The organism is Okeania sp. SIO3B5 (genome assembly GCF_010692555.1).
Classification (GTDB): domain Bacteria; phylum Cyanobacteriota; class Cyanobacteriia; order Cyanobacteriales; family Microcoleaceae; genus Okeania.
This window is the reverse complement of sequence record NZ_JAAHHG010000144.1, coordinates 1-20,943: the sequence shown is the minus strand read 5'-3', so window position 1 is coordinate 20,943 and position 20,943 is coordinate 1. Positions and strand designations below refer to the sequence as shown.

Annotated in this window: 15 protein-coding genes; 8 read left to right on the top strand and 7 right to left on the bottom strand. The window is 40.9% G+C overall.

Features of this window, described 5'->3' with window-relative positions:
• Nucleotides 1-442: 442 nt before the first annotated feature.
• The gene (locus F6K54_RS19755) at nucleotides 443-817 is read right to left on the bottom strand and encodes a hypothetical protein (protein WP_293080815.1); all 375 of its coding nucleotides are present in this window, start codon (nucleotides 815-817) and stop codon (nucleotides 443-445) included.
• Nucleotides 818-1,514: 697 nt separating this feature from the next.
• Here F6K54_RS19755 and F6K54_RS19750 point away from each other — a divergent pair.
• The 5 genes from F6K54_RS19750 (at nucleotide 1,515) to F6K54_RS19730 (ending at nucleotide 6,371) form a co-directional block, all read left to right on the top strand.
• The gene (locus F6K54_RS19750) at nucleotides 1,515-1,835 is read left to right on the top strand and encodes a 2Fe-2S iron-sulfur cluster-binding protein (RefSeq protein WP_293080812.1); all 321 of its coding nucleotides are present in this window, start codon (nucleotides 1,515-1,517) and stop codon (nucleotides 1,833-1,835) included.
• 162 nt (nucleotides 1,836-1,997) lie between these two features.
• Complete coding sequence (locus F6K54_RS19745) at nucleotides 1,998-2,186, top strand: hypothetical protein (protein ID WP_293080810.1); 189 nt, start codon at nucleotides 1,998-2,000, stop codon at nucleotides 2,184-2,186.
• Between the two features lie 313 nt (nucleotides 2,187-2,499).
• Entirely contained in the window at nucleotides 2,500-3,561 is a 1,062-nt protein-coding gene (locus F6K54_RS19740) for a DUF3326 domain-containing protein (RefSeq protein ID WP_375341983.1), read from the top strand.
• A gap of 408 nt (nucleotides 3,562-3,969) precedes the next feature.
• Nucleotides 3,970-4,548, top strand: coding sequence for a CPBP family intramembrane glutamic endopeptidase (locus F6K54_RS19735; RefSeq protein ID WP_293080805.1), 579 nt, complete (start codon nucleotides 3,970-3,972; stop codon nucleotides 4,546-4,548).
• 146 nt (nucleotides 4,549-4,694) lie between these two features.
• The gene (locus F6K54_RS19730; RefSeq protein ID WP_293080802.1) at nucleotides 4,695-6,371 is read left to right on the top strand and encodes a M14 family metallopeptidase; all 1,677 of its coding nucleotides are present in this window, start codon (nucleotides 4,695-4,697) and stop codon (nucleotides 6,369-6,371) included.
• Here F6K54_RS19730 and F6K54_RS19725 read toward each other — a convergent pair.
• Both F6K54_RS19725 and F6K54_RS19720 read right to left on the bottom strand, forming a co-directional pair.
• On the bottom strand, nucleotides 6,363-6,536 hold the full coding sequence (locus F6K54_RS19725) for a hypothetical protein (RefSeq protein ID WP_293080799.1): 174 nt from the start codon (nucleotides 6,534-6,536) through the stop codon (nucleotides 6,363-6,365). The two genes, F6K54_RS19730 and F6K54_RS19725, sit on opposite strands and share 9 nt — an antisense overlap.
• Nucleotides 6,537-6,842: 306 nt before the next feature.
• On the bottom strand, nucleotides 6,843-7,085 hold the full coding sequence (locus F6K54_RS19720; protein ID WP_293080798.1) for a hypothetical protein: 243 nt from the start codon (nucleotides 7,083-7,085) through the stop codon (nucleotides 6,843-6,845).
• Nucleotides 7,086-8,246: 1,161 nt separating this feature from the next.
• Between F6K54_RS19720 and metH the strand changes: the two genes are divergently transcribed.
• Together metH and F6K54_RS19710 are read left to right on the top strand one after the other, a co-directional pair.
• Nucleotides 8,247-11,909, top strand: coding sequence for a methionine synthase (gene metH / locus F6K54_RS19715; RefSeq protein WP_293080795.1), 3,663 nt, complete (start codon nucleotides 8,247-8,249; stop codon nucleotides 11,907-11,909).
• A 425-nt stretch (nucleotides 11,910-12,334) separates the two neighbouring features.
• Nucleotides 12,335-12,820, top strand: a complete 486-nt coding sequence (locus tag F6K54_RS19710) for a hypothetical protein (protein ID WP_293080793.1) — start codon at nucleotides 12,335-12,337, stop codon at nucleotides 12,818-12,820.
• Nucleotides 12,821-13,284: 464 nt separating this feature from the next.
• Here F6K54_RS19710 and F6K54_RS19705 read toward each other — a convergent pair whose 3' ends face one another.
• Entirely contained in the window at nucleotides 13,285-14,991 is a 1,707-nt protein-coding gene (locus F6K54_RS19705; protein ID WP_293080790.1) for an ATP-dependent endonuclease, read from the bottom strand.
• A 229-nt stretch (nucleotides 14,992-15,220) separates the two neighbouring features.
• Here F6K54_RS19705 and F6K54_RS19700 point away from each other — a divergent pair, with 229 nt between their 5' ends.
• Nucleotides 15,221-15,646: a hypothetical protein gene (locus F6K54_RS19700; RefSeq protein WP_293080788.1), complete on the top strand. Its 426-nt coding sequence runs from the start codon at nucleotides 15,221-15,223 to the stop codon at nucleotides 15,644-15,646.
• Here the strand turns inward: F6K54_RS19700 and F6K54_RS43025 are convergent.
• From F6K54_RS43025 to F6K54_RS19690, 3 genes are all read right to left on the bottom strand, one after another.
• Complete coding sequence (locus F6K54_RS43025) at nucleotides 15,628-15,876, bottom strand: LysR substrate-binding domain-containing protein (RefSeq protein ID WP_366558176.1); 249 nt, start codon at nucleotides 15,874-15,876, stop codon at nucleotides 15,628-15,630. The genes F6K54_RS19700 and F6K54_RS43025 overlap by 19 nt on opposite strands.
• 281 nt (nucleotides 15,877-16,157) lie before the next feature.
• Nucleotides 16,158-16,520: a Lin0512 family protein gene (locus tag F6K54_RS19695; RefSeq protein ID WP_293080785.1), complete on the bottom strand. Its 363-nt coding sequence runs from the start codon at nucleotides 16,518-16,520 to the stop codon at nucleotides 16,158-16,160.
• 1,022 nt (nucleotides 16,521-17,542) lie between these two features.
• On the bottom strand, nucleotides 17,543-20,943 hold a 3,401-nt coding region (locus F6K54_RS19690), incomplete at its 5' end, for a calcium-binding protein (RefSeq protein WP_293080783.1).

Here is a 20,943-nt window from a genome sequence, read left to right as displayed (position 1 = left end):
GGAGACAGCTATACTGGAGAAATGGGGAATTTAAAGGAGGCAGTAGAAAGAATTATCCCTTGATTTTTCTGCGATAGTCAACCCAAAATCCTAGCTTTTTGAGTTCCCTAGAACGAAAACCTTGTACAATTTCTAGACCCAAAAAGGCACTTACCTTTATCTGTCAATGCTTTTATATTTATTCAGCAAGCCCTAATTAGGGTTTGGTGGAAGGAAGGCAGGAGGCAGGATGCAGAAGGTTTTCTCAAGAGTGTCACCTTCATTTTATATACGCTCCGATGCTACCGGACATGATATAATACAGCTTTTTCCGCTGCCCGTGAGGTACACCCATCGCGGGCAAGATGCCCGCACTAAAATATTTTCACTATTCATCTTGTACATCATTCCTACTCCCCCACTCCCCCACTCCGCACACTCTCCAGATTTGATATTACTAGGTCTAGGTACTAAAAAAACTTGCAATAATAACTACAACAAGTGCGATCGCCATAAAAGTTAGAGCAATAATTAATAACCAATATTGTAGTCGATATAGTTTGCGGAGTTCACCTAAAGCACCCATCAGGTTAACAATATCATTACCTTCTGTATCAACAATGAGTTTAAAAGAAGAAGCAGCATTTAAAGTCCAAATACCAATGAATGTTTGAACAACCCCTTGAATAATAGCACCTGGATCTACACTAAATAACCCAATTATTCCAGCAAGAACTCCGATAGCAATTAAAAAGTAGCTAACAAAGCGCATTTTGTTGGATAAGTCCAAAATTAATTCATTTTGAGACTGCTCGAATTCGTACTGTTGACCTTCCATTTTTTTTCCTGAGATCGTGAAAATATAATTGACTTCAATTATATCAATTGTACAAAATAAGTTTAAAAAACCGTGACGATCGCTACACATAGAACAAGTAATAAAAATATTAAAAACGGTCTTATTTTGCTTTGAAATTAATTTTATTCAGGAGATTATAGGCAGAAAAATAGATGTTTTTATGAACTATATAATGATTTTTATGAAATTACTTTATGTTATTTGTTTTGCGTCAATTTTTGTCTGGTCACCTTAAAATATTATTTTTAATACTGCAGGTTTTTTTGTATATTATACATAGTAGAAAAAATAAATAATAAGACGTTTAGTTACCTAGGAGAGAAGGAATAAGGAAAAAAATGCTTTGTATGAGTTTTTGCTTTTGATATAAAATAAGTTTGATTTTGAAATTTATGTTCTAGATAAAATTACTTTTAGATTTTCTTTAATTAGTAATACCTGCTGTTAATAAAAATTCTATTTGAATAAAAAATAGTTCTAAAGATAAAAATAAGTTTTCTCTCAGTTAAATGATTTTTGAATATTGAAAAATTTTGTAACTATTAGGATTGTAAAATTTTGTTTCATTTCGGATAATTAATGTTGCCCTCAATCTCTAAAAGGGCTAACCTAGATAAGGTTTAATAAAATCAAGGACCCTAAATTCCTCTCTGGAATTAAATCTACAAATTACAATATGTCAAAGACTTATACTGTTGAAATTCAACACGAGGGAAAAACTCACACTATTGAGGTGCCAGAGGATCAAAAAATATTAAAGGTTGCTGAAGAGGCTAAACTGGATTTGCCTAATTCTTGCAATGCAGGAGTTTGTACAACTTGTGCAGCAAAAATTCTTGGAGAGGGTACTGTAGATCAAGCTGATGGTATGGGAGTTGGTCCAGAACTTCAAGCAGAGGGTTATGTCTTATTATGTGTTGCCTATCCTCGGTCTAATTTAAAGATAGAAACTGGAAAGGAAGATGAGGTTTACGATCGCCAATTTGGTGCTTCTTGAAGAAGGCAGGAGGCAGCTATGCTGAAGGCAGAAGGGAAAATTGCTTATGGATAGTCAACGACCAGCAACTTCGTGTCCGATCGCCCCAAACAATTTTAGGGACCCCCGTTGACAACTGACAACTGATAACTGATAACTGATAACTGATAACTGATAACTGAAATGACTACTCATTTTATTAATGCTGAAATTGACTTGCAAGAATCACCAAATAAACTCAATCAAGAAATTGAAAAAGAGTTAGAAAAACGTGGCGAACCTCTACGTTGGGCAGTGACTAAAGTAGATACGGAAACACAAAAGGCTCATGTAGAAGCTGTAGTAGTTAAAACTAACTCAATTACAACATAAATTTCCCAATTTTAAAGAGTTATATCAACTATAACTGCTAACTTAGACTAATTATATGAAGTCCTCTTTTAAGGATTTTTATAATTAGTTTTACTTTGAAAATACGCAATCATATTGTGATATAAATTCAAAAGAATATTTCGTATTTATCATTTATCAAAAATTTATATTAATTTGGTATTATAGCAATCCTACTACTCCTGTTTCTTTTTCTTTCTTTCCTCCTGACTCCTGACTCCTGACTCCTGACTCCTAAGCAATTAAGATTAATATCATACACTAATTTACCAACCCCTTAAAACGCCTTAATTTGATACCTCGTCCTTATACAGTAGTCTTAATTATTCCAACTGGTATCGGTGCATCTATTGGTGGTTATGCTGGAGATGCTCTACCAGTGGCACGAGCGATCGCACAAACTTGTGACCTCCTAATTACTCACCCCAATGTTCTGAATGGGGCACAACTCTATTGGCCACTATCTAATGCCCTATATGTAGAAGGCTATGCCCTTGACAAATTTGCTCAGGGATGGTATGGATTACAACCTGTACATCAAAACCGAGTGGGTTTAATTCTTGACCAGGGCATTGAGCCAGAATTGCAACTGCGCCATTTACAAGCTGCGGATGCGACTAGAGCAACTTTAGGGCTAAATCTCACAGATTATATAATTACAGATGCTCCACTAGAAGTACAATTAAAACAATCTGAGTCTGGGGCATCCTGGGGCACAATAGCTAATTCAGATAGTTTGCTACGAGCGGCAGAAACTCTAATTCACAAAGCTAAGGCAGAAGCGATCGCTGTTGTTGCCAGATTTCCCGATGATGAAGGTAGTACAGGATTACAACTATATCGCCACGGACAAGGAGTTGACCCTTTAGCTGGTGCAGAAGCAGTTATTAGTCATTTGATTGTCAAAACTTTTCAGGTTCCCTGCGCTCATGCTCCTGCTTTATTACCTCTACCCTTAGACCCTAATTTATCTCCTAGGTCTGCTGCGGAAGAAATTGGTTACACATTTTTACCTTGTGTATTAGTGGGGTTGAGTCGAGCGCCACAATTAGTAAATACAAAAGATACTCCCTTACTTCCTAATACCATTTTGGCAGAACAAGTAGATGCTGTAGTTGTACCTGCTACTGCTTGTGGTGGTAGTGCAGTAATGAGTTTTAGTCAAACTCCAGCGCAAATTATTGCTGTTAGAGAAAATCAAACTCAAATGCAAGCTTCACCAGAAAGTTTGGGGATAAAAGCATTAGAGGTGAATTCATATTTGGAGGCGTTGGGGGTATTGGTTGCTCATCGAGCTGGCATTAATCCAGAAGCTTTGAGGCCACAAATATTACCTATTGCAGGATGGCAGAAATAACTAACCAGTTACAAAATCCGAAAAGCCTTACCAATCAATACTTTTGACTTTTGACTTTTGAATGCATGATTTCCGCGTAGCGGCACTATTGCTAAAATTCAAATGGGGCGTGGACATTTATAAATGCTCTTTGCGGAGCATTTCCCCAGGAAAAACTCATTCAGGGATTACTTCTGACTTCTGACTTCTGACTTCTGACTTCTGGCTTCTGACTTACGCGTAGCGCTATACCATCCTGTACAATAGTTAAATATAAAATTGGGACTTACGCACCTGCAAGGTAATTTTCGTCCAAAGCGACTGACAGGGTTTGCACAGCAGTCCGGAACGGAAAGCAATCTCAAATCCTAGTTTTTCGTACCTCATGCGTAAGTCCTGAAAATCTAAAGTTAATTTGATAGAGGACAAGTGACAGAGCAAATTCCTGAAAATCCAGAAATCGAACCTCTAACTCGTACTCAAGTATTGGTGGCAATGGGAGTAACAGCATTGGTATTACTAGCAATCTCTAAAACCTGTTTGCTACTTGGTGTTAATTTATTACCTGTGAGTTGGAATCCAAGAGCGTTGTTGTGGGGAGTAGCGATCGCCTTAGGTATTACTATTGCTAGTTCTTTAGTTTATCGCATTTGGCCGACCTATCGTCGTAGTGCAGATCAATATCTTAAGTTAGTTGTGAATCCTTTATTATGGCCCGATTTAATCTGGTTGGGGTTACTACCAGGATTGAGTGAAGAATTGTTATTTCGAGGTGTAATTTTATCTGCCTTGGGATTGGATACAGTGGCATTAATTGCTTCAAGTATTTTCTTTGGTGTTTTACATTTGAGCGGTAAGCAACAATGGCCTTATATGCTTTGGGCAACAATAGTTGGAATTGTGTTGGGATATAGTGCCTTAGCAACAGGTAATTTATTAATACCAATTATCGCGCACATTTTGACAAATTTGATTTCTAGTAGTATGTGGAAATGGGAACATAATTAGGGTTTGCTGAAAAAATTGGTTGGTGGGGGTAGGACACGGGGACGCGGAGACGCGGGGACGCGGAGATTGGGGAAATAGGCAACGGTTTCGGCCATATCTCACACCTCAAAATAAGATTGCTATATATAGAGACTTAATAATTTAAAATGACAGAATCAGGGTTTGATTTTAGCCACTACTATACATATCAAGAAGTGGTAAATTTTTTATATCAAATGAGTGAAAGTAATCCCCATTTGATTGAGTTAAAAGTTATTGGTAAAAGCTATGGCGGACTGGATATTTTCTTAGCTACTGTTACTAATCAAAATACAGGAAAAGCAAAAGAAAAACCTGGATATTGGATTGATGCTAATATTCATGCTGGAGAAGTTACAGGTTCTGCTGTTGCTCTATATATTATTTATCACCTACTTAATAATTACCCTAGCGAACCTCAAATTACTCGTTTATTAGACAACTACACAGTTTATGTACTACCTCGTATTGCTGTTGATGGAGCAGAACAATATTTAACAACTCCCCAAAGATTGCGATCGAGTATTCGTCATTATCCATATCCCGAAGAACGTGATGGACTCCATTGGGAAGATGTAAATGGGGATGGGTTAATTTTGCAGATGCGACTCAAGGATGATTGTGGAGCGTGGAAAATTTCCCCAGAAGACTCTAGAATAATGGTGCGTCGCGAACCTGATGAATTTGGAGGCACTTACTACACTATTCTGCAAGAGGGAATTATCAAAAACTATAATGGTTATGATATTAAAATTGCTCCTGCACTGGAAGGAATGGATTTTAATCGCAACTATCCTTATGAGTGGCAACCGGAGGGAAAACAAAAAGGTGCTGGGGATTTTCCTTTTTCTGAACCGGAAACTCGTGCTGTAGCAGAATTTTGGCGCGAGCATTCTAATATTAATGGTTTTATTAGTTATCATACTTTTTCTGCAGTAATTTTACGTCCTTATAGCATTTATCCAGATGACTGCTTGCCTGTGGAGGATTTGGAAATTTACAATTTGATTGGGGAAAAGGGTACTGAAATTACTGGTTATGAATGTGTTTCGGTTTATCATAACTTTTGTTATCCTGCTAACCGGAAGACTTATGGTGCAATGGATGATTATTGTTACGAGCGCTTTGGTTGGTTTGGTTTTGTTATAGAGCTTTGGGATGCACCTACGGCAGCGGGAGTTAAGAAGGAAGATTATGTTAAGTGGTTACAACGCCATCCTGTTTCAGATGATTTGAAATTGATGCAGTGGAATGATGAAAAGTTGGGTGGGAAGGGTTTTGTTGACTGGCAACGGTTTGAACATCCGCAACTGGGTACTGTAGAAATTGGTGGATGGAATTATAAGGAGGTTTGGCAAAATGCTCCTGTGGAATATTTACCAAAGTTGTGCGAGCAACATTGTCAGTTTGCTATTTTTCATGCTTTGATGTCACCTCGTTTGGCAGTGAGTCAGACGGTAGTTGAGCATCAGGGTGGCGATATTTATCTGGTAGTGGTGCAGTTGGAAAATCAGGGATTTTTGCCTACTTATACCAGTGAAAAAGCGAGGGAAGGAAAAAGTGTTCGCTCTATAGAGGTGATGTTGACTTTGCCTGAAAGTGTAATGTTGCTTAGTGGGAAGCAGTTACAGGAAATAGGTCATTTGGAGGGGCGATCGAATAAAGCTTTTGCTAATTCTGCTCGAGGTAATGATTATCGTTGTCATGTTGAGTGGGTGGTTAAAGGTTTTGCTGGTTGTGAAATTGAAATGATGGCACGGGGGCAACGTGCGGGTGTGGTGAAAGCTGTTATTACTTTAAAATAATTGGCGTTGCTGAATGATTTTATGATTTTTAGTAGTTACAGCAGATTCCATTAAGCGTGAGGTACACCCCATCACGGGCAAGATGCCCATTCCACATCGCGGGCAAGATGCCCATTCCACATCACAGGCAAGATGCCCATTCCACATCGCGGGCAAGATGCCCATTCCACATCGCGGGCAAGATGCCCATTCCACATCGCGGGCAAGATGCCCATTCCACATCACAGGCAAGATGCCCATTCCACATCGCGGGCAAGATGCCCGCACTACAAACACTTAAATTCAGGACTTATATCATGTTCGGATAATCAGTTATAAAAAAACTTTATCCCTTTGAACCCTTTCTTCCCTTCTGCCTCCCCCTCCTGGGAGGGGTTAGGGGTGGGTTGCCTCCTGCCTTCGGACCTCCAAAGTGTAAGTATTCAACCGAACATGATATTACCTAATAACCACCACATACCGAACATGATATTAGGCAATGCCAAGTAAGTTCATAACTGTTTTTTCTTCATGCAGGTGGGTTTCTACATTTCTGTAGGCAGTTTTGATTGCTACTTGACAAGAATGTTCGCGAAAACTGTTTAAAATAATTTGTTTTTTGAGCTTATCTACTAAATTTGGCATTTCTTCTCTACAGTGCGGACAATACCAATAAATTTGGGAATTACGACTATGGCGTAGCATTTGAGTAGAGCAACAAGGACAGTTATTCATGGCTAAATTATGATGATTTTAAAACTTGACAAACTGAAAAAAAATTTAGGATTGAATTGAAAGTTTAGTTAATTATTTCTAAATACAAAAGTTATTTAATTAGGGTTTGCTGAAAAAGTCTTTTAGTAGGGGTAGCAGACAGGAGGAACGGGGAATTTAGAGGAGGTAGGTCTATCGCTCGGAAGAAAATCAGTAATTAATTTTCAATGTTTCCCTGAATATTAAAGGATATTTGCGCGATCTCTATTGTTGAAACCTATCAAATTATACATTTATATCATGTCCGGATAATAGCGCGATCAAAAAACTTTCTCCTTCTTTTCTTCTTTCTTCCCTCCTGAATTCTGAATTGCAGAATTGCTGGATTCTGAGTAGTTTATTTATAACTGTTTAACTGGATATGATATCGTTTTATATCATGTCCGGTAGCATCGTTTGTCTATAAAATTAAGGTGACACTCTTGAGAAAACCTTCTGCCTCCTGCCTCCTGCCTCCTGCCTTCCCTCCACCAAAGTCTAATTATTCAACCGGACATGATATTAGTGGAACTTAATAACTAATGATACATTAAAAAAAAGTAAATTGTGTATCAAATTTAGCAATCTGTAGAAATCTACAATTATCTGTTCTATTTGTAGGCAACGCGAGTGACGGAACAGTTTTATATCATGTTCGGATAATAGGGTGTTGACATCCTCCCGACGCTGCACTTGCGTGACAGCGCGGGATTCCTAACCATCGCGCTCTTAGGTCTTTCTGCTGCCTCTTGCAGAGGAGCTGCGCTAACAATGCACCAGCCTCCTACGCTATATATAGTGTTTTTGCGTAAGTCCTGTACAATTAACTATTTCTATGGCCCGAATCACTTGATGTTCATTACCACTATATTGTCGCCGCACAAGTAATAAATACAAAAGACATCTCCAGAAAAGAGGGAACAGGGAACAGGGAACAGGGAAGAATAATTGATAATTTCTGGGTAAAAATTGATTTTATTTTTGATTTTTGGAGATGTCTAAAGTATTTTTGTGTTATATTAACTTTGAGAATGATTATCATTCTCAAAGTTATCCTCCTCAGCCTTCCAAACAGACTTGCTTTGGGGTTAAAAATAAAAAGGTTGCAGGAGAAGTCCAAGGCCAACTATAACCATTACGACTATGCTAAGTATTGAAACTCCGAAACCTCAGTTAAAGACTTCATTTCTCGAACGGCTCCAGAATCCAGATCGTCCAGTGATAATCTTTGATGGCGCAATGGGAACTAACATCCAATCCCAAAACTTGACCGCCGAGGACTTTGGTGGAGCGGAATATGAAGGTTGTAATGAATATTTAGTCATCACCAAGCCAGAAGCAGTGGCGAAAGTCCATCGTGATTTTCTCGCAGCGGGGGCGGATGTTGTCGAGACTGATAGCTTTGGATCGAGCCCCTTAGTCCTAGCAGAGTACGATCTAGCCGATCGCGCCTACGAGCTAAGTAGAAAGGCGGCAGAGTTGGCTCGCAGTTGTGCGGATGAGTTTACGACTCCCGAAAAACCAAGATTTGTCGCAGGTTCCATCGGTCCAGGAACCAAACTACCCACCCTCGGTCATATTACTTATGATGAATTGAGAGCGAGCTTCATGGTACAAGCAGAAGGTCTCTATGACGGGGGAGCCGATCTTTTCATCGTGGAAACCTGTCAAGATGTTCTGCAAATTAAGGCGGCACTAAGTGCATTTGAGGCGGTGTTTGCCAAAAAAGGTTCGCGAATCCCCTTAATGGTGTCCGTGACTATGGAAATCCAGGGAACCATGTTGGTGGGGACAGATATATCTGGGGTACTGGCAATTCTGGAACCCTTCCCCATTGATATTTTGGGGCTAAATTGTGCGACGGGTCCAAATTTGATGACTTCTCATATTAAATATCTGTCAGAAAATTCGCCGTTCCCCATTTCCTGTATCCCCAATGCGGGACTACCAGAAAATATTGGCGGTCAGGCAGTTTATAAAATGACTCCCCAAGAATATACAACTGCCATGACAGGGTTCATTGCGGAACATGGGGTTCAGATTGTCGGTGGTTGCTGCGGTACGCGCCCAGCACATATTCAAGCTTTAGCCGAGGCTGTGGAATACACCCCACTAAAAGAGCGTTCGGTGCGAAAAAATGCCGTCGGTGAGATTCGAGAGTCACTCTCCTATACGCCAGCAGCAGCTTCCATTTATTCCGCCCAAACCTATGAGCAGGATAATTCTTTTTTAATCGTTGGCGAGCGATTAAATGCCAGTGGTTCTAAGAAAGTCCGCAAGCTTTTGAATGAAGATGATTGGGATGGGTTATTGGCGATCGCTAAATCCCAGGTCAAAGAAGGGGCGCATATGCTGGACGTAAACGTGGATTACGTCGGGCGTGATGGAGAACGGGATATGCGAGAACTGGTATCACGACTGGTGACTAATACGACCCTCCCACTGATGCTCGACTCCACCGAGTGGACAAAAATGGAAGCGGGTCTCAAGGTCGCCGGGGGCAAATGTTTGCTCAATTCCACCAACTATGAAGATGGGGAAGAGCGATTTTTTAAAGTGTTGGAATTGGCAAAAGAATATGGTGCAGGAGTTGTCATCGGCTGTATCGATGAAGAGGGAATGGCTCGAACCGCCCAGAAAAAATTCGAGATTGCCCAACGCGCTTATCAGGACGCGCTCAAGTTTGGGATTCCACCCCATGAAATTTTCTATGACACCTTAGCTTTACCGATTTCAACTGGGATTGAGGAGGACAGGGAAAATGCCAAAGCAACCATCGAATCAATTCGACTGATTCGGGAAAATCTGCCCGGTGTTCACTTTATGCTGGGGGTCTCTAATATTTCTTTTGGCTTGAGTCCAGCCACTCGCATCACTTTAAATTCTGTCTTCCTCAATGAAGCGATGAAAGCTGGGATGGATGGTTCGATTGTCTCCGCTGCCAAGATTTTACCGTTATCGAAGATTGACGAAGAACATCAACAGATATGTCGCGATTTGATTTATGACAATCGCAAATTTGAAGGGGATATTTGCACCTACGATCCGTTGACGAAGCTGACGGAAATTTTTGCGGGAGTGAGTGCAAAAGATGCTAGATCGAGTGCTTCCTTAGCAGATTTGCCCATCGACGAACGCTTGAAGCAACATATTATTGATGGCGAGCGGATTGGATTGGATGATGCGTTAAAGGCGGGTTTAGATGCAGGTCATAAAGCACTGGAGATTATCAATACTTTCTTGTTAGATGGGATGAAGGTTGTGGGCGAACTGTTTGGCTCTGGTCAAATGCAATTGCCCTTCGTGTTGCAGTCAGCCGAAACCATGAAATCTGCGGTTGCTTTCCTCGAACCCTACATGGAAAAAATCGAAGGCGAGGATGAAGATCGCGGTAAAGGGAAGTTCCTGATTGCTACCGTTAAAGGCGATGTCCATGATATCGGGAAGAATCTAGTGGATATCATCTTGACCAATAATGGCTACAAGGTGGTCAATCTGGGCATTAAACAAGCTATTGAGGCAATCGTCGAAGCTTATGAGCAGCATCAGCCTGATTGTATTGCCATGAGTGGCTTGCTGGTGAAGTCTACAGCATTTATGAAAGAAAATTTGGCAGCATTTAATGCTAAAGGTATTACAGTTCCAGTGATTTTGGGCGGTGCAGCACTTACACCAAAATTTGTGTATGGCGATTGTCAAGATACTTACAACGGGCAGGTTATTTACGGTAAAGATGCTTTTGCCGATTTGACCTTTATGGATCGGCTGATGCCTGCCAAAGAGCAGGAATGCTGGGTGGATACCGAAGGCTTTACAGGGGAATTTGCTCAGTTTAACCAAAAGGGACGCAAGGCGATTGAAGATTTAGATCGAGAAGTCAATGGTGATGGGAAGAAATCCGATGGCGATGGGCAGAAATCCGATGAACCCACTGTCATCGATACCGAACGCTCGACAGCGGTAGACATTGATATCGAACGTCCTACGCCGCCTTTCTGGGGGACGAAAATTATTCGGAGTGGGGATCTAGAGTTAGAAGAACTGTTCTGGTACATGGATTTGCAGGCACTGTTCGCTGGCCAATGGCAATTCCGTAAACCGAAAGACCAATCTCGCGAGGAATATGATTGGTTCCTGGCATCGAAGGTTCATCCGATTTTGGAAGAATGGAAGCAAAAAATTCGCACGGAAAAATGGTTGGAGCCAACTTTAGTTTATGGTTATTTCCCCTGTGCAGCGATCGGCAATTCTGTTCATGTTTACGATCCTAGTGTGATTGAGCAGGGGTTAACACCGAAAACAGCAACCCCGTTTGTCACTTGGACATTCCCCCGTCAGAAATCCAACCGTCGGCTGTGCATTGCTGATTTCATCCGCCCCCTCGAACACGATCAATTTGATGTCTTGCCTATGCAGGCAGTCACTATGGGAGAAATCGCCACCGAGAAAGCACAGGAACTTTATCGAGACAACAAGTACACCGATTATCTGTACTTCCACGGGATGGCGGTGCAGTTGGCGGAAGCCTTGGCAGAATGGAGTCATGCCAGGATTCGGCGGGAATTAGGTTATGGGGATTTAGAACCTGATAACATTCGCGATGTATTAGCCCAAAGGTATCAGGGTTCTCGGTATAGTTTTGGCTATCCAGCTTGTCCGACGGTGATGGATCAAGTGCCGCAGTTGAAGTTATTGGGATGCGATCGCATTGGGATATCGATAGATGAGAGCGAACAGCTTTATCCAGAGCAAACGACCACTGCTTTTGCCACCTATCATCCTGTCGCTAGATATTTTAGTGCGTAAGAGCGATCGGCAATGGGGTCGTGTTGAAATCCAGGCGACCTCTAAGTAGATCGAAGGAGGTTTCTGTAGGATGTGTTAGCGATAGCGTAACGCATCAAAACCTGAATCTGCGGTGCGTTACGGCTCTGCCGATGCTGGTGGCGAAATTAACATTCCGAAATATTGGCAACAAAACGAAGGTTTTTGAAGCCCCCCAGCCCCCAATTCTGGGGGAGCCTGGACTCAAAGTCCCCCGTGGAAACAAGAGCGTAGCATCCTCTGGCTTCCCCCTTTCAAAGGGGGACGGGAGGGGGATTCAAGGGGGATTTAGGGGGCTTCGGTGTCGCTTCACGACATTACGAAATATTTCGCCAGCAGCTTCTGGCTCTGCCTAACGCACCCTACAAGCTACAAGCTGGATTTGCTTTCAAAATATAGGTCTCTAAATGAGTGAAACAAACGATAAATCGAATTGGCATCAAGATTTTATTGCCAGTAATTTGCTGGTCATTGGTTATAATGCTTGGGTTGGTCATCTCAGTCAGAAGCGCGGTGCGATAGTTTGTAGCACAAATTCTCCAACATTAGGGGTTGGCGGAGAATCATTCAAAACCCATTTTGTCGGACGTTCTCGCCTGGTGCCGTTTTTGAATGCCTGGTTAGCGGCTCCTGACACGGCAATTTTGCCCCATCGCTTTATGATTGATCACATCGTGGAAGCTGTGGATAATTATTACCCAACAACGGAGGTTGTATTGCTGCTGGAGTCTTTCGATGGAGCGACGTTCTTTTATTTGAAGAACCTACCCATTACCCCTCCTCAATGCTACGAACAAGTGCGTAAGGCTTGGGATGAGTTCCAACCAGGCGTTAGGGTTGGGCAAGACGAACAACGGCCAAGGGTTGATCTCAAATTCGATCTTCCTAAATGAAGCCTGTTAGTTGAGCAGCAAACCCTGAGTGTGTGATTTCCCCTCGGGAAGGCTATGCCTTTCTTGAATGTCCTTGGCTATATGCGCCATGCTGGGGATTTGGGGGCACTTCCTCTTTCGGAGTTACTGAAAAAAATGCAAGTCGCCATCACTCACAAATCTCTTTTCTAACTGTTATTTGCTCTAGAGAAATGTCCCAATTTCAAGCGATCGCCTACTCCAAATGACGCATAGGCCCAAGGTTCATCTCCCGTGGTTTTATGTTTTTCATGGATTTTAGGGGTTGTAAATCTATGCCGTATTTGCTAGCTGAGATTTGTCGGCTCAACACTGAAAGCCAGCGACGGTAGATAATCTGTGCAACATGAATATGTGCTTTGAACGTCCGCTGTGCTGGATAGTTAGCCATCCTATCCTATCTATATGCTAATAAGCAATAGCTTCTAGATTAAACTGTCTTATACTCAGGAATTTCCTGTACTTGAAAATAAGCTTTGATTTACTCTTTGGATAAGAGGTTCCAATTTTCTTAAATCCATACTTAAAGTATTATGCAGGATTTTCGTCTTCAAGCGATCTTGCATCATTTTATGTAATCTTGTATTTTCCTTTTTTTGTTCTGTACCTGACAAAGAAGGATTAGGAACATACCTTACATTTTTCAAGCAAGAAATAATCACTTTAAACTTAAAATCTGTAAAGTTTTCTAAGCAAGTCAAAGAATTATTTAATTCAATACTGTGATTATTTTGGAATTCATCAATCACTGTTTTAGCCACTTCAGCCAGGCATCTGTATCCTTGCTCCTCATTGTCATAAAAATGAGAAGCGATGAAATCTTCCAGGCATTCTTCAAGCCGCAATTTGTAGTTGTTATTTTCCAGTTTGTATACTTCATCAAATGAATATATTCTTTTCCCTAAAAACAGGAAATTTTCTTTAATGCTATCAATTAAACCAAGCTTGTCTTCCATGCCTTTGATATAGTTCTCAATTTTCAGATCGGCATCTAGGAGAAAAACCCCTCTGAAGTCCCTTGAACACATTATAGAAGCTTGAATGTAAGGAAGAATGTTGCCAGCCCCCTTCAAGCTAATAATTTTGGTGACGTTGATGCTTTCCGCACACTTATGTAGTAGCGCCAATTCTTCATCTCCCTCTACTGTAAGAAATGGGAGGGAAAAAACATTCAGACTTAAACCCAAAGAATCTTCAACTGGCTTTAATATATTAATTTCTCTGTCGCGTCTTACATCAATTTTTTCTGGAATCAGATCAGTTAGCTTACTGCACAAAATTTCATCATCGGAAAACGACACTATATTGATGGCATCAAGATCATTTGTCGAAACCATGTACTGAGAGTGTGTAGCATAAACAACCATAAAATTCTGGCTAATTTTAGCCTGAACATAAGATAAAAATTTCTCCTGCCAAGTAGGATGCAAGTAAGACTCAGGTTCATCTATGAGCAGTATAAACCTTATTCCAATTGACTCAAAAGTCTTGATAAGTTCAATGATGAATAGCAGCAAAACTAATATCTCTAGCCCAGAACTAACTTGAGTTAATTTCTTTCTTCCACCTGAATGATAATCAATAAAAATTATCTTTTTATCCTCATCGTCCTTTTCTACTGAATCACCAAATATCTCTTTTGTCTTATCCATTATTGTTTGCTCAATAGAGTTTCGCCAATGTAAGACTTTCTGATCGTCAGCCTCGGAAATATCTTTGATATTTAAGTTTGACTTAAGAATTCTATCAAGATGTCTTCTAATGCTTCCCGCATTGCTCTCAGAATTCTCGAAAGATATAACTACATTCTCGTCAAATATTTTGATAGAGTTATTGACTCCTAAAACTATCCTTTCATAATATGTATCTATATCGCTTAGAGTATTATCAGCTTGAGCTAATTTGTGAAAAACATATGACAAATCGTCGATTCTTATCTCAAGAGCATTTGAATTATGTGCAGTAAAAATAATCCTATTTTGTGGGGCATCCACTTGTAAGGTAAAAATATTCTCCTCAACACTATTTCTCGATATATATTGGCGTAATTCTTTTATCAACGTACTTTTTCCACTCATGTTTTCACCTATTAAAGTGATTAAGTGAGTATGCTTCAGTTGATTAGTTATGTTTTCTAATAGCTCATTTCTCATGACAAGAATCTGTAGTAGAAATCCTTTTATGGGTTGTTTGGTGTCAGCCTGTTTATTATGCTTTCTCCTATCTAAGTCAGGCTAACCACCCCAATTAGGAGTATTAGGCTGATCTTGATCTCGATAACACCCCTATAAATGACGTTAGGCTGAATAAAGTCTTGGTAACACTCCAAATTGGGGTTTTATCATAATCGCTCTCCGAATATTAGCCCTGTCAGCGGATGTTATGCGGCTTTCTTCATCAAATCTTCATCATCGACATAATTCTTCAAATCTGGACTGGTTGGGTGTTTTGAATAGTCTGATTCGGTTGATTAATCCAGCAATGGGACTGTTTCGCCTACTCCCTGAAGCTGCATCGCCTGTCATTCTGGCATCAGTACGCAAAGACGGACTACTGCTATTTGCTGAACCCAATACAGTCAGCCTGTTGACCCCGGTGCAAATTCTCACTGGTGTTTATCTGGCTGGAGTATTGCTACCTTGTCTAGTTACTCTGTTAATGATCGCTCGCGAACAGTCCTTCAGGTTTGCCCTGGGGTTGATGGTGCGGCAGGCGATCGCATCGGTAGTTTTTTCTTTATTTCTTGCTTGGGGTGGACTGTTAATTAGCTTATCCCGAACTCAGGTTATTCAAGGATGCTCACTGTAGTTACGAGCCAGCTCCATAAAAGCATTGAGATAATCAACTTCGAGATCGGTGCGACGGACGCCCAAGAAGATTTGCTTTTGGATGCCGCTGGGACCTAGTCGCACTGCACGCACGGGATATTTTTCAGAGAATTCTTCGACCAGCCAGCGTGGTAGAGCCGCCACTCCGCGTCCGCAGGCAACCATTTGAAGCATTATGTCCGTGCTCTCGACCACTTTCTGTTTTCTCACCGTCCTGCCCGAAAGAATTATATCATGTTCGGTTGAATAGTTATAATTAGGATTATAGATAGAAGAGATATATCAAACCCCTGAGATTGCTTCCTTTCACTCCGTTCCAGTCGCAATGACTTTATTATAAGTGATTATCCGAACATGATATTATTCTGCGCAACTATGCGCCTAAAATGCTAATTTTTTGAACCATTACAACCTAAAAGCTTGGACTTTTTTTAACTAAAAAATGCGCTCTACCAATATAAGTCAATACTTTTAGATTTAATCAGCAAGCCCTAAGTATCTACCAACACGGTGACTGCTGCTACAGCAATTAACATTTCATCATTTTTATCTTCCAATTCAGCGATCGCCCGACCCTGCACCACCATACCCCCATCTTCAATAGTGATACTTTTCTGACCAAAAGGCAATACAGCCAAAACCTCTTCTACTTTCACCTTTTCTGGGTAAGGTACAGCTACCTGTACTTCTACAATCATTTCATTGGGATGACTTAAACCTGCTACTTCCCAGACTCCGGGTAAAGCATTATGAGCGATCGCATTTCTGACAGCTCTAGCTGCAGCTACTGTTGGTTCCTGGCCATGTTGGTCTATCCCCATGCCCATTTCAATAATTAAACGTTTTCTTGTCATAGTTATGTAATGTCCGGTTGAATAGTTAGACTTTGGTGGAAGGAAGGCAGGAGGAAGGCAGGAGGCAGAAGGAAGGCAGGAGGCTGGAGGCAGGAGGCTGGAGGCAGAAGGTTTTCTCAAGAGTGTCACCTTAATTTTATACACAAACGATGCTATCGAACATGATATCATAGTTATACGATGTCCGGTTGAATAGTTATAAATAACGAGAGAGGAGTCAGGAGATCCCCCCTAACCCCCCCTTGAAAAGGCAGGGCTGTTTCATTCTCCATAGACACGGGGACGCGGAGACACGGAGACACGGGGATAGAGGCTTTTAAATGGCGTTGAACCAAATATTCTCTCAGAGCTTAAAGACGCTTATTAGCTGAAAAATCGGCAAATTTTGGCAAATTTCACTGTTCCACTATTCCCATTACTCCCATTCTCCCGCGTATCCTTAATTACAATACTTTAAAACAGCCCTGCCCTTGAAAAGGGGGGAACTGGAAGTCCCCCTTTTTAAGGGGGATGCGCGGGGGATCATTGATGTACTTCACGCCTTATGAAAACTATTATATTTTATATTAAGGAGGAACAAGTTTTTTTATCACGCTCTTATCCGGACATGATATTACACAAAATTAACTAGAGTTTTTTCAAAATAATAGAAGCACTAGAAATTTCCCAGTGATTCTGGCATTGCTGAGGGGCGGGATGAATATAAGTGGTAATATCATGTTCGGTTGAATAGTTATGATTAGGATATAGATGGAAGAGACACCTCAAACCCTTGAGATTGCTTCCTTCCACTCCGTTCCAGTCGCAATGACTTTATAGTTAGTGTTTATCCGAACATGATATAAGTTAAGTGGGAGCAGGCATCCTGCCTGTCTCCATCCTGCCTGTCCCTGCCAAGGAGTGAAAATATCAGGAACGGGCAAGATGCCCATTCCACAAAACTATTCAAATCATCCCGCAATTATGCAACGCCGATTCTATTATCTTATGCTGATAGCTGAAAGCTGTGAGCTTAAAGCTAATTAACGCAGGAAGAAATCTTCAGCAGTAATTGCCGCATTATTAGTTAAGGTGGCAAAATGAGCAGTACTACCATTAGCGTTATAGAACAATTTACCATTATCACTGTTGTAGACTATAAACGCATCAGAACTTTCTGCCTCTTCATCACTGGTAACTAATGCAAACTCTGTTTCCACACTGAACCCTTCACCTTGAAGGCTGGTAAGAGCAGCAAAAGTAGTTTTATCCAGGAGAATAATATCTTGGTCTACAACAAAATCAGTTATTGTGTCTGTACCAATATCTGCTTGACTAAAAGTCTGATTTGTCGCAAAGATAAAACGGTCAATACTTGCACCACCTGTAAGTTCGTCGTCACCAGCACCACCATTGAGGCGATCGCGACCGATGCCAGACCTCAGAGTGTCGTCACCATCACCACCTAGCATAATATCAGAACCAGTACGGCCTATCAAAATATCGTCACCAGCACCTCCCAGCATAAAGTCGTTACCAAAACCACCGTTGAGAGTGTCATTACCATCACCACCATTGAGGCGATCGTCACCCAAATTACCGTTAAGAACGTCATCACCATCACCACCACGCAGGGTATCATTTCCACCAAGACCTTGTATGGTATCATCCCCTGCAAAACCGTTGAGGACATCTGGACCTAAACCACTGGAAAGGAAGTCGTCTGAACCGCCACCTGCGAGTACACCAGCAAAAGCAAAGTTACTGGCGTTTAAGTCTATCTCTGCATTAAAGCTAGTAACAACTTCTAAACTGCCTTCCTGGAAGAAGGTTAGGATAGTTTGATTCTGAGCATTAGTATAGGTAGCAAAGACACCATTAACATTAAGTTCTTCTAATAGTGTTTCCACTTCTGTGAGAGAAGAAAATTCTTGGGTCAGCTTAACTAGGCCCACATTACTGCTAACACTACTGGTTGATTCATTCACAGTAACCTCGGTGAAGCTACTATTGTTGAAGTTTCCAAATACTCCTGTTTTAAACTGAAGTATATCTGTTTCTATATCAAAGTCATTAATAGTGATTTCTTCAACCAGTGACTCGAATAAAATAGTATTGACTGAACCTGCGGTAGCAGTAATTTCTGTTTCTGCTGCTGCTGTAGTTACTTGGGTAAAGTTAAAGTTGGCCTCAGTTAGCTGTACTTCGGATGCAAATTGACTGACAACTTCTACTTCGCTACTACTTTGTGCAAAGGCGACTACGGTATTACCTGCGGAATTAGTGTATTCAATGAATACTGGACTGTCTACTTCTAAATTCACTAGCAGTGCTTGTAGCTCTTGTACTGAATTAATTTGTTGCTCAACAATTAGTAAACCTTGGCCTTGGATCTCAGTACTGCTAGTTGACTCAGTGACAACTACACTGGTGAAGTTGGAGTTACTGAAACTACCGAATAGTGACGAGTTGAATGATAATGAGTCTGACTGACTAAAACCAACAATGTTACCACCAATTTCCTCTAAGGAATTGAACTGAACTACGTTTGTAGTTTCACTGCTGACGACAATTGTATTTGAGTTACTGATAACAATGTTGACTTCTGGAGTATCGTCGTCCATGTCATCGTCGTCATCCATGTCATCATCATCATCGTCCATGTCATCATCATCGTCCATGTCGTCATCATCGTCCATGTCGTCATCATCGTCCATGTCATCATCGTCGTCCATGTCATCATCGTCGTCATCCATGTCGTCATCATCGTCCATGTCGTCATCGTCGTCCATATCATCATCGTCGTCCATGTCGTCATCGTCGTCCATGTCGTCATCATCGTCCATGTCATCATCGTCGTCCATGTCATCGTCGTCGTCCATGTCGTCATCATCATCCATGTCTTCATTAAAGAAGACAAAGTTTTCCGACGTAATAGTTGCTTCAACCTCCAAGTTAGCCAAAATTTCTATTTCGGTACCTGTGTAGAAAGCTACTATTTTTTGTTGCATTTCATTTTCATATACAAGCAACTTGGGAGCATCTCCCACCTGCAATGTCTGCAACCGCACAAGTAATTGTTCTTGTGTAAAACCACCCTCAAATATTAGTAAATTAGCAGTTCCGGCTGAAATTGTTGTTTGAGTAACGGTCAACTCTTGTAGGGTTTCAGTTGTTATCTCCCCAAATATTTGTGAGTCAAGTTCAAAAACATCTTCCTCACCATAGTTAATAATTGTTACTCCACTTTCAACGAAAGCATTGAATACTAAATTATCCACTACACCAACAGTAGCAGTTACTTCTGTTTCATTAGTAATGTTGAAGGTGTTGGTAAACTGTAAATTGGAAACACTGAATTGACTGATATTTTCTATTTCGACTTCAAAGTCTTGGAGTAGTTCAAAATTTGTACCATCGAATAAGACTAACTGCGTGCTGCCCGCAATATTTGCTAAGACTACAACTGAACTCTCAACCACAAGAGATTCTAGTCGTGTCAGCAGAATATCTAGACTTGCAAAACTTTCCGTCTCGAAAATTAAGAAGTTTTCTTGAACTTGTTGGGTAGACTCAGCGGTGATAATAACGCTCGTAATATTATCTACTGTGACATTAAGTGATGTTAGTACCTCAGCATTAATTTCTACTATATCTACTGTCACATCAAAGTCATCGTCGTCGTCCATGTCATCATCATCGTCCATGTCATCATCATCGTCCATGTCATCATCATCGTCCATGTCATCATCGTCGTCCATGTCATCGTCATCATCCATGTCATCGTCATCATCCATGTCATCATCGTCGTCCATGTCGTCATCGTCGTCCATGTCATCATCGTCGTCGTCCATATCGTCATCATCATCGTCGTCCATATCGTCATCATCCATATCATCATCGTCGTCCATATCGTCATCATCATCCATATCATCATCATCGTCCATATCGTCATCGTCGTCCATATCGTCGTCATCATCAGAGAAGACAAAGTTTTCCGACGTAATAGTTGCTTCAACCTCCAAGTTAGCCAAAATTTCTATTTCGGTACCTGTGTAGAAAGCTACTACTTTTTGTTGCATTTCATTTTCATATACAAGCAACTTGGGAGTATCTCCCACCTGCAATGTCTGCAACTGCACAAGTAATTGTTCTTGTGTAAAAGTTCCCTCAAAATTCAGTAAAGTTGCATCTCCTACTGTAGTCGTTGTTTGGGTTACAATCAATTCTTGTAGGGTTTCAGTTGTTATTCCTGCGAATATTTCAGAGTTCAGTACAAAAGCGTCTTCTGCGCTAAAGTTGGTAATTGTCACCTCATTTTCGATGAAGCTATTGAAGGTAAACTTATTGACTACACCGACTATAGCATTTATCTCTGTCTGGTTGATAATTTCAATGTTGCTAGTAAACTGTAGGTTGCTAGCATTAAACTGACTGATATTTT

Coding starts and splice junctions, on each gene's coding strand:
- F6K54_RS19700 (WP_293080788.1), top strand. CDS start 15,221: ATGCGGCTTTCTTCATCAAATCTTCATCATCGACATAATTCTTCAAAT.
- F6K54_RS19745 (WP_293080810.1), top strand. CDS start 1,998: ATGACTACTCATTTTATTAATGCTGAAATTGACTTGCAAGAATCACCA.
- F6K54_RS19695 (WP_293080785.1), bottom strand. CDS start 16,520: ATGACAAGAAAACGTTTAATTATTGAAATGGGCATGGGGATAGACCAA.
- F6K54_RS19750 (WP_293080812.1), top strand. CDS start 1,515: ATGTCAAAGACTTATACTGTTGAAATTCAACACGAGGGAAAAACTCAC.
- F6K54_RS19755 (WP_293080815.1), bottom strand. CDS start 817: ATGGAAGGTCAACAGTACGAATTCGAGCAGTCTCAAAATGAATTAATT.
- F6K54_RS19710 (WP_293080793.1), top strand. CDS start 12,335: ATGAGTGAAACAAACGATAAATCGAATTGGCATCAAGATTTTATTGCC.
- F6K54_RS19720 (WP_293080798.1), bottom strand. CDS start 7,085: ATGAATAACTGTCCTTGTTGCTCTACTCAAATGCTACGCCATAGTCGT.
- F6K54_RS19730 (WP_293080802.1), top strand. CDS start 4,695: ATGACAGAATCAGGGTTTGATTTTAGCCACTACTATACATATCAAGAA.
- F6K54_RS19705 (WP_293080790.1), bottom strand. CDS start 14,991: ATGAGAAATGAGCTATTAGAAAACATAACTAATCAACTGAAGCATACT.
- metH (WP_293080795.1), top strand. CDS start 8,247: ATGCTAAGTATTGAAACTCCGAAACCTCAGTTAAAGACTTCATTTCTC.
- F6K54_RS19725 (WP_293080799.1), bottom strand. CDS start 6,536: ATGGGCATCTTGCCCGCGATGTGGAATGGGCATCTTGCCTGTGATGTG.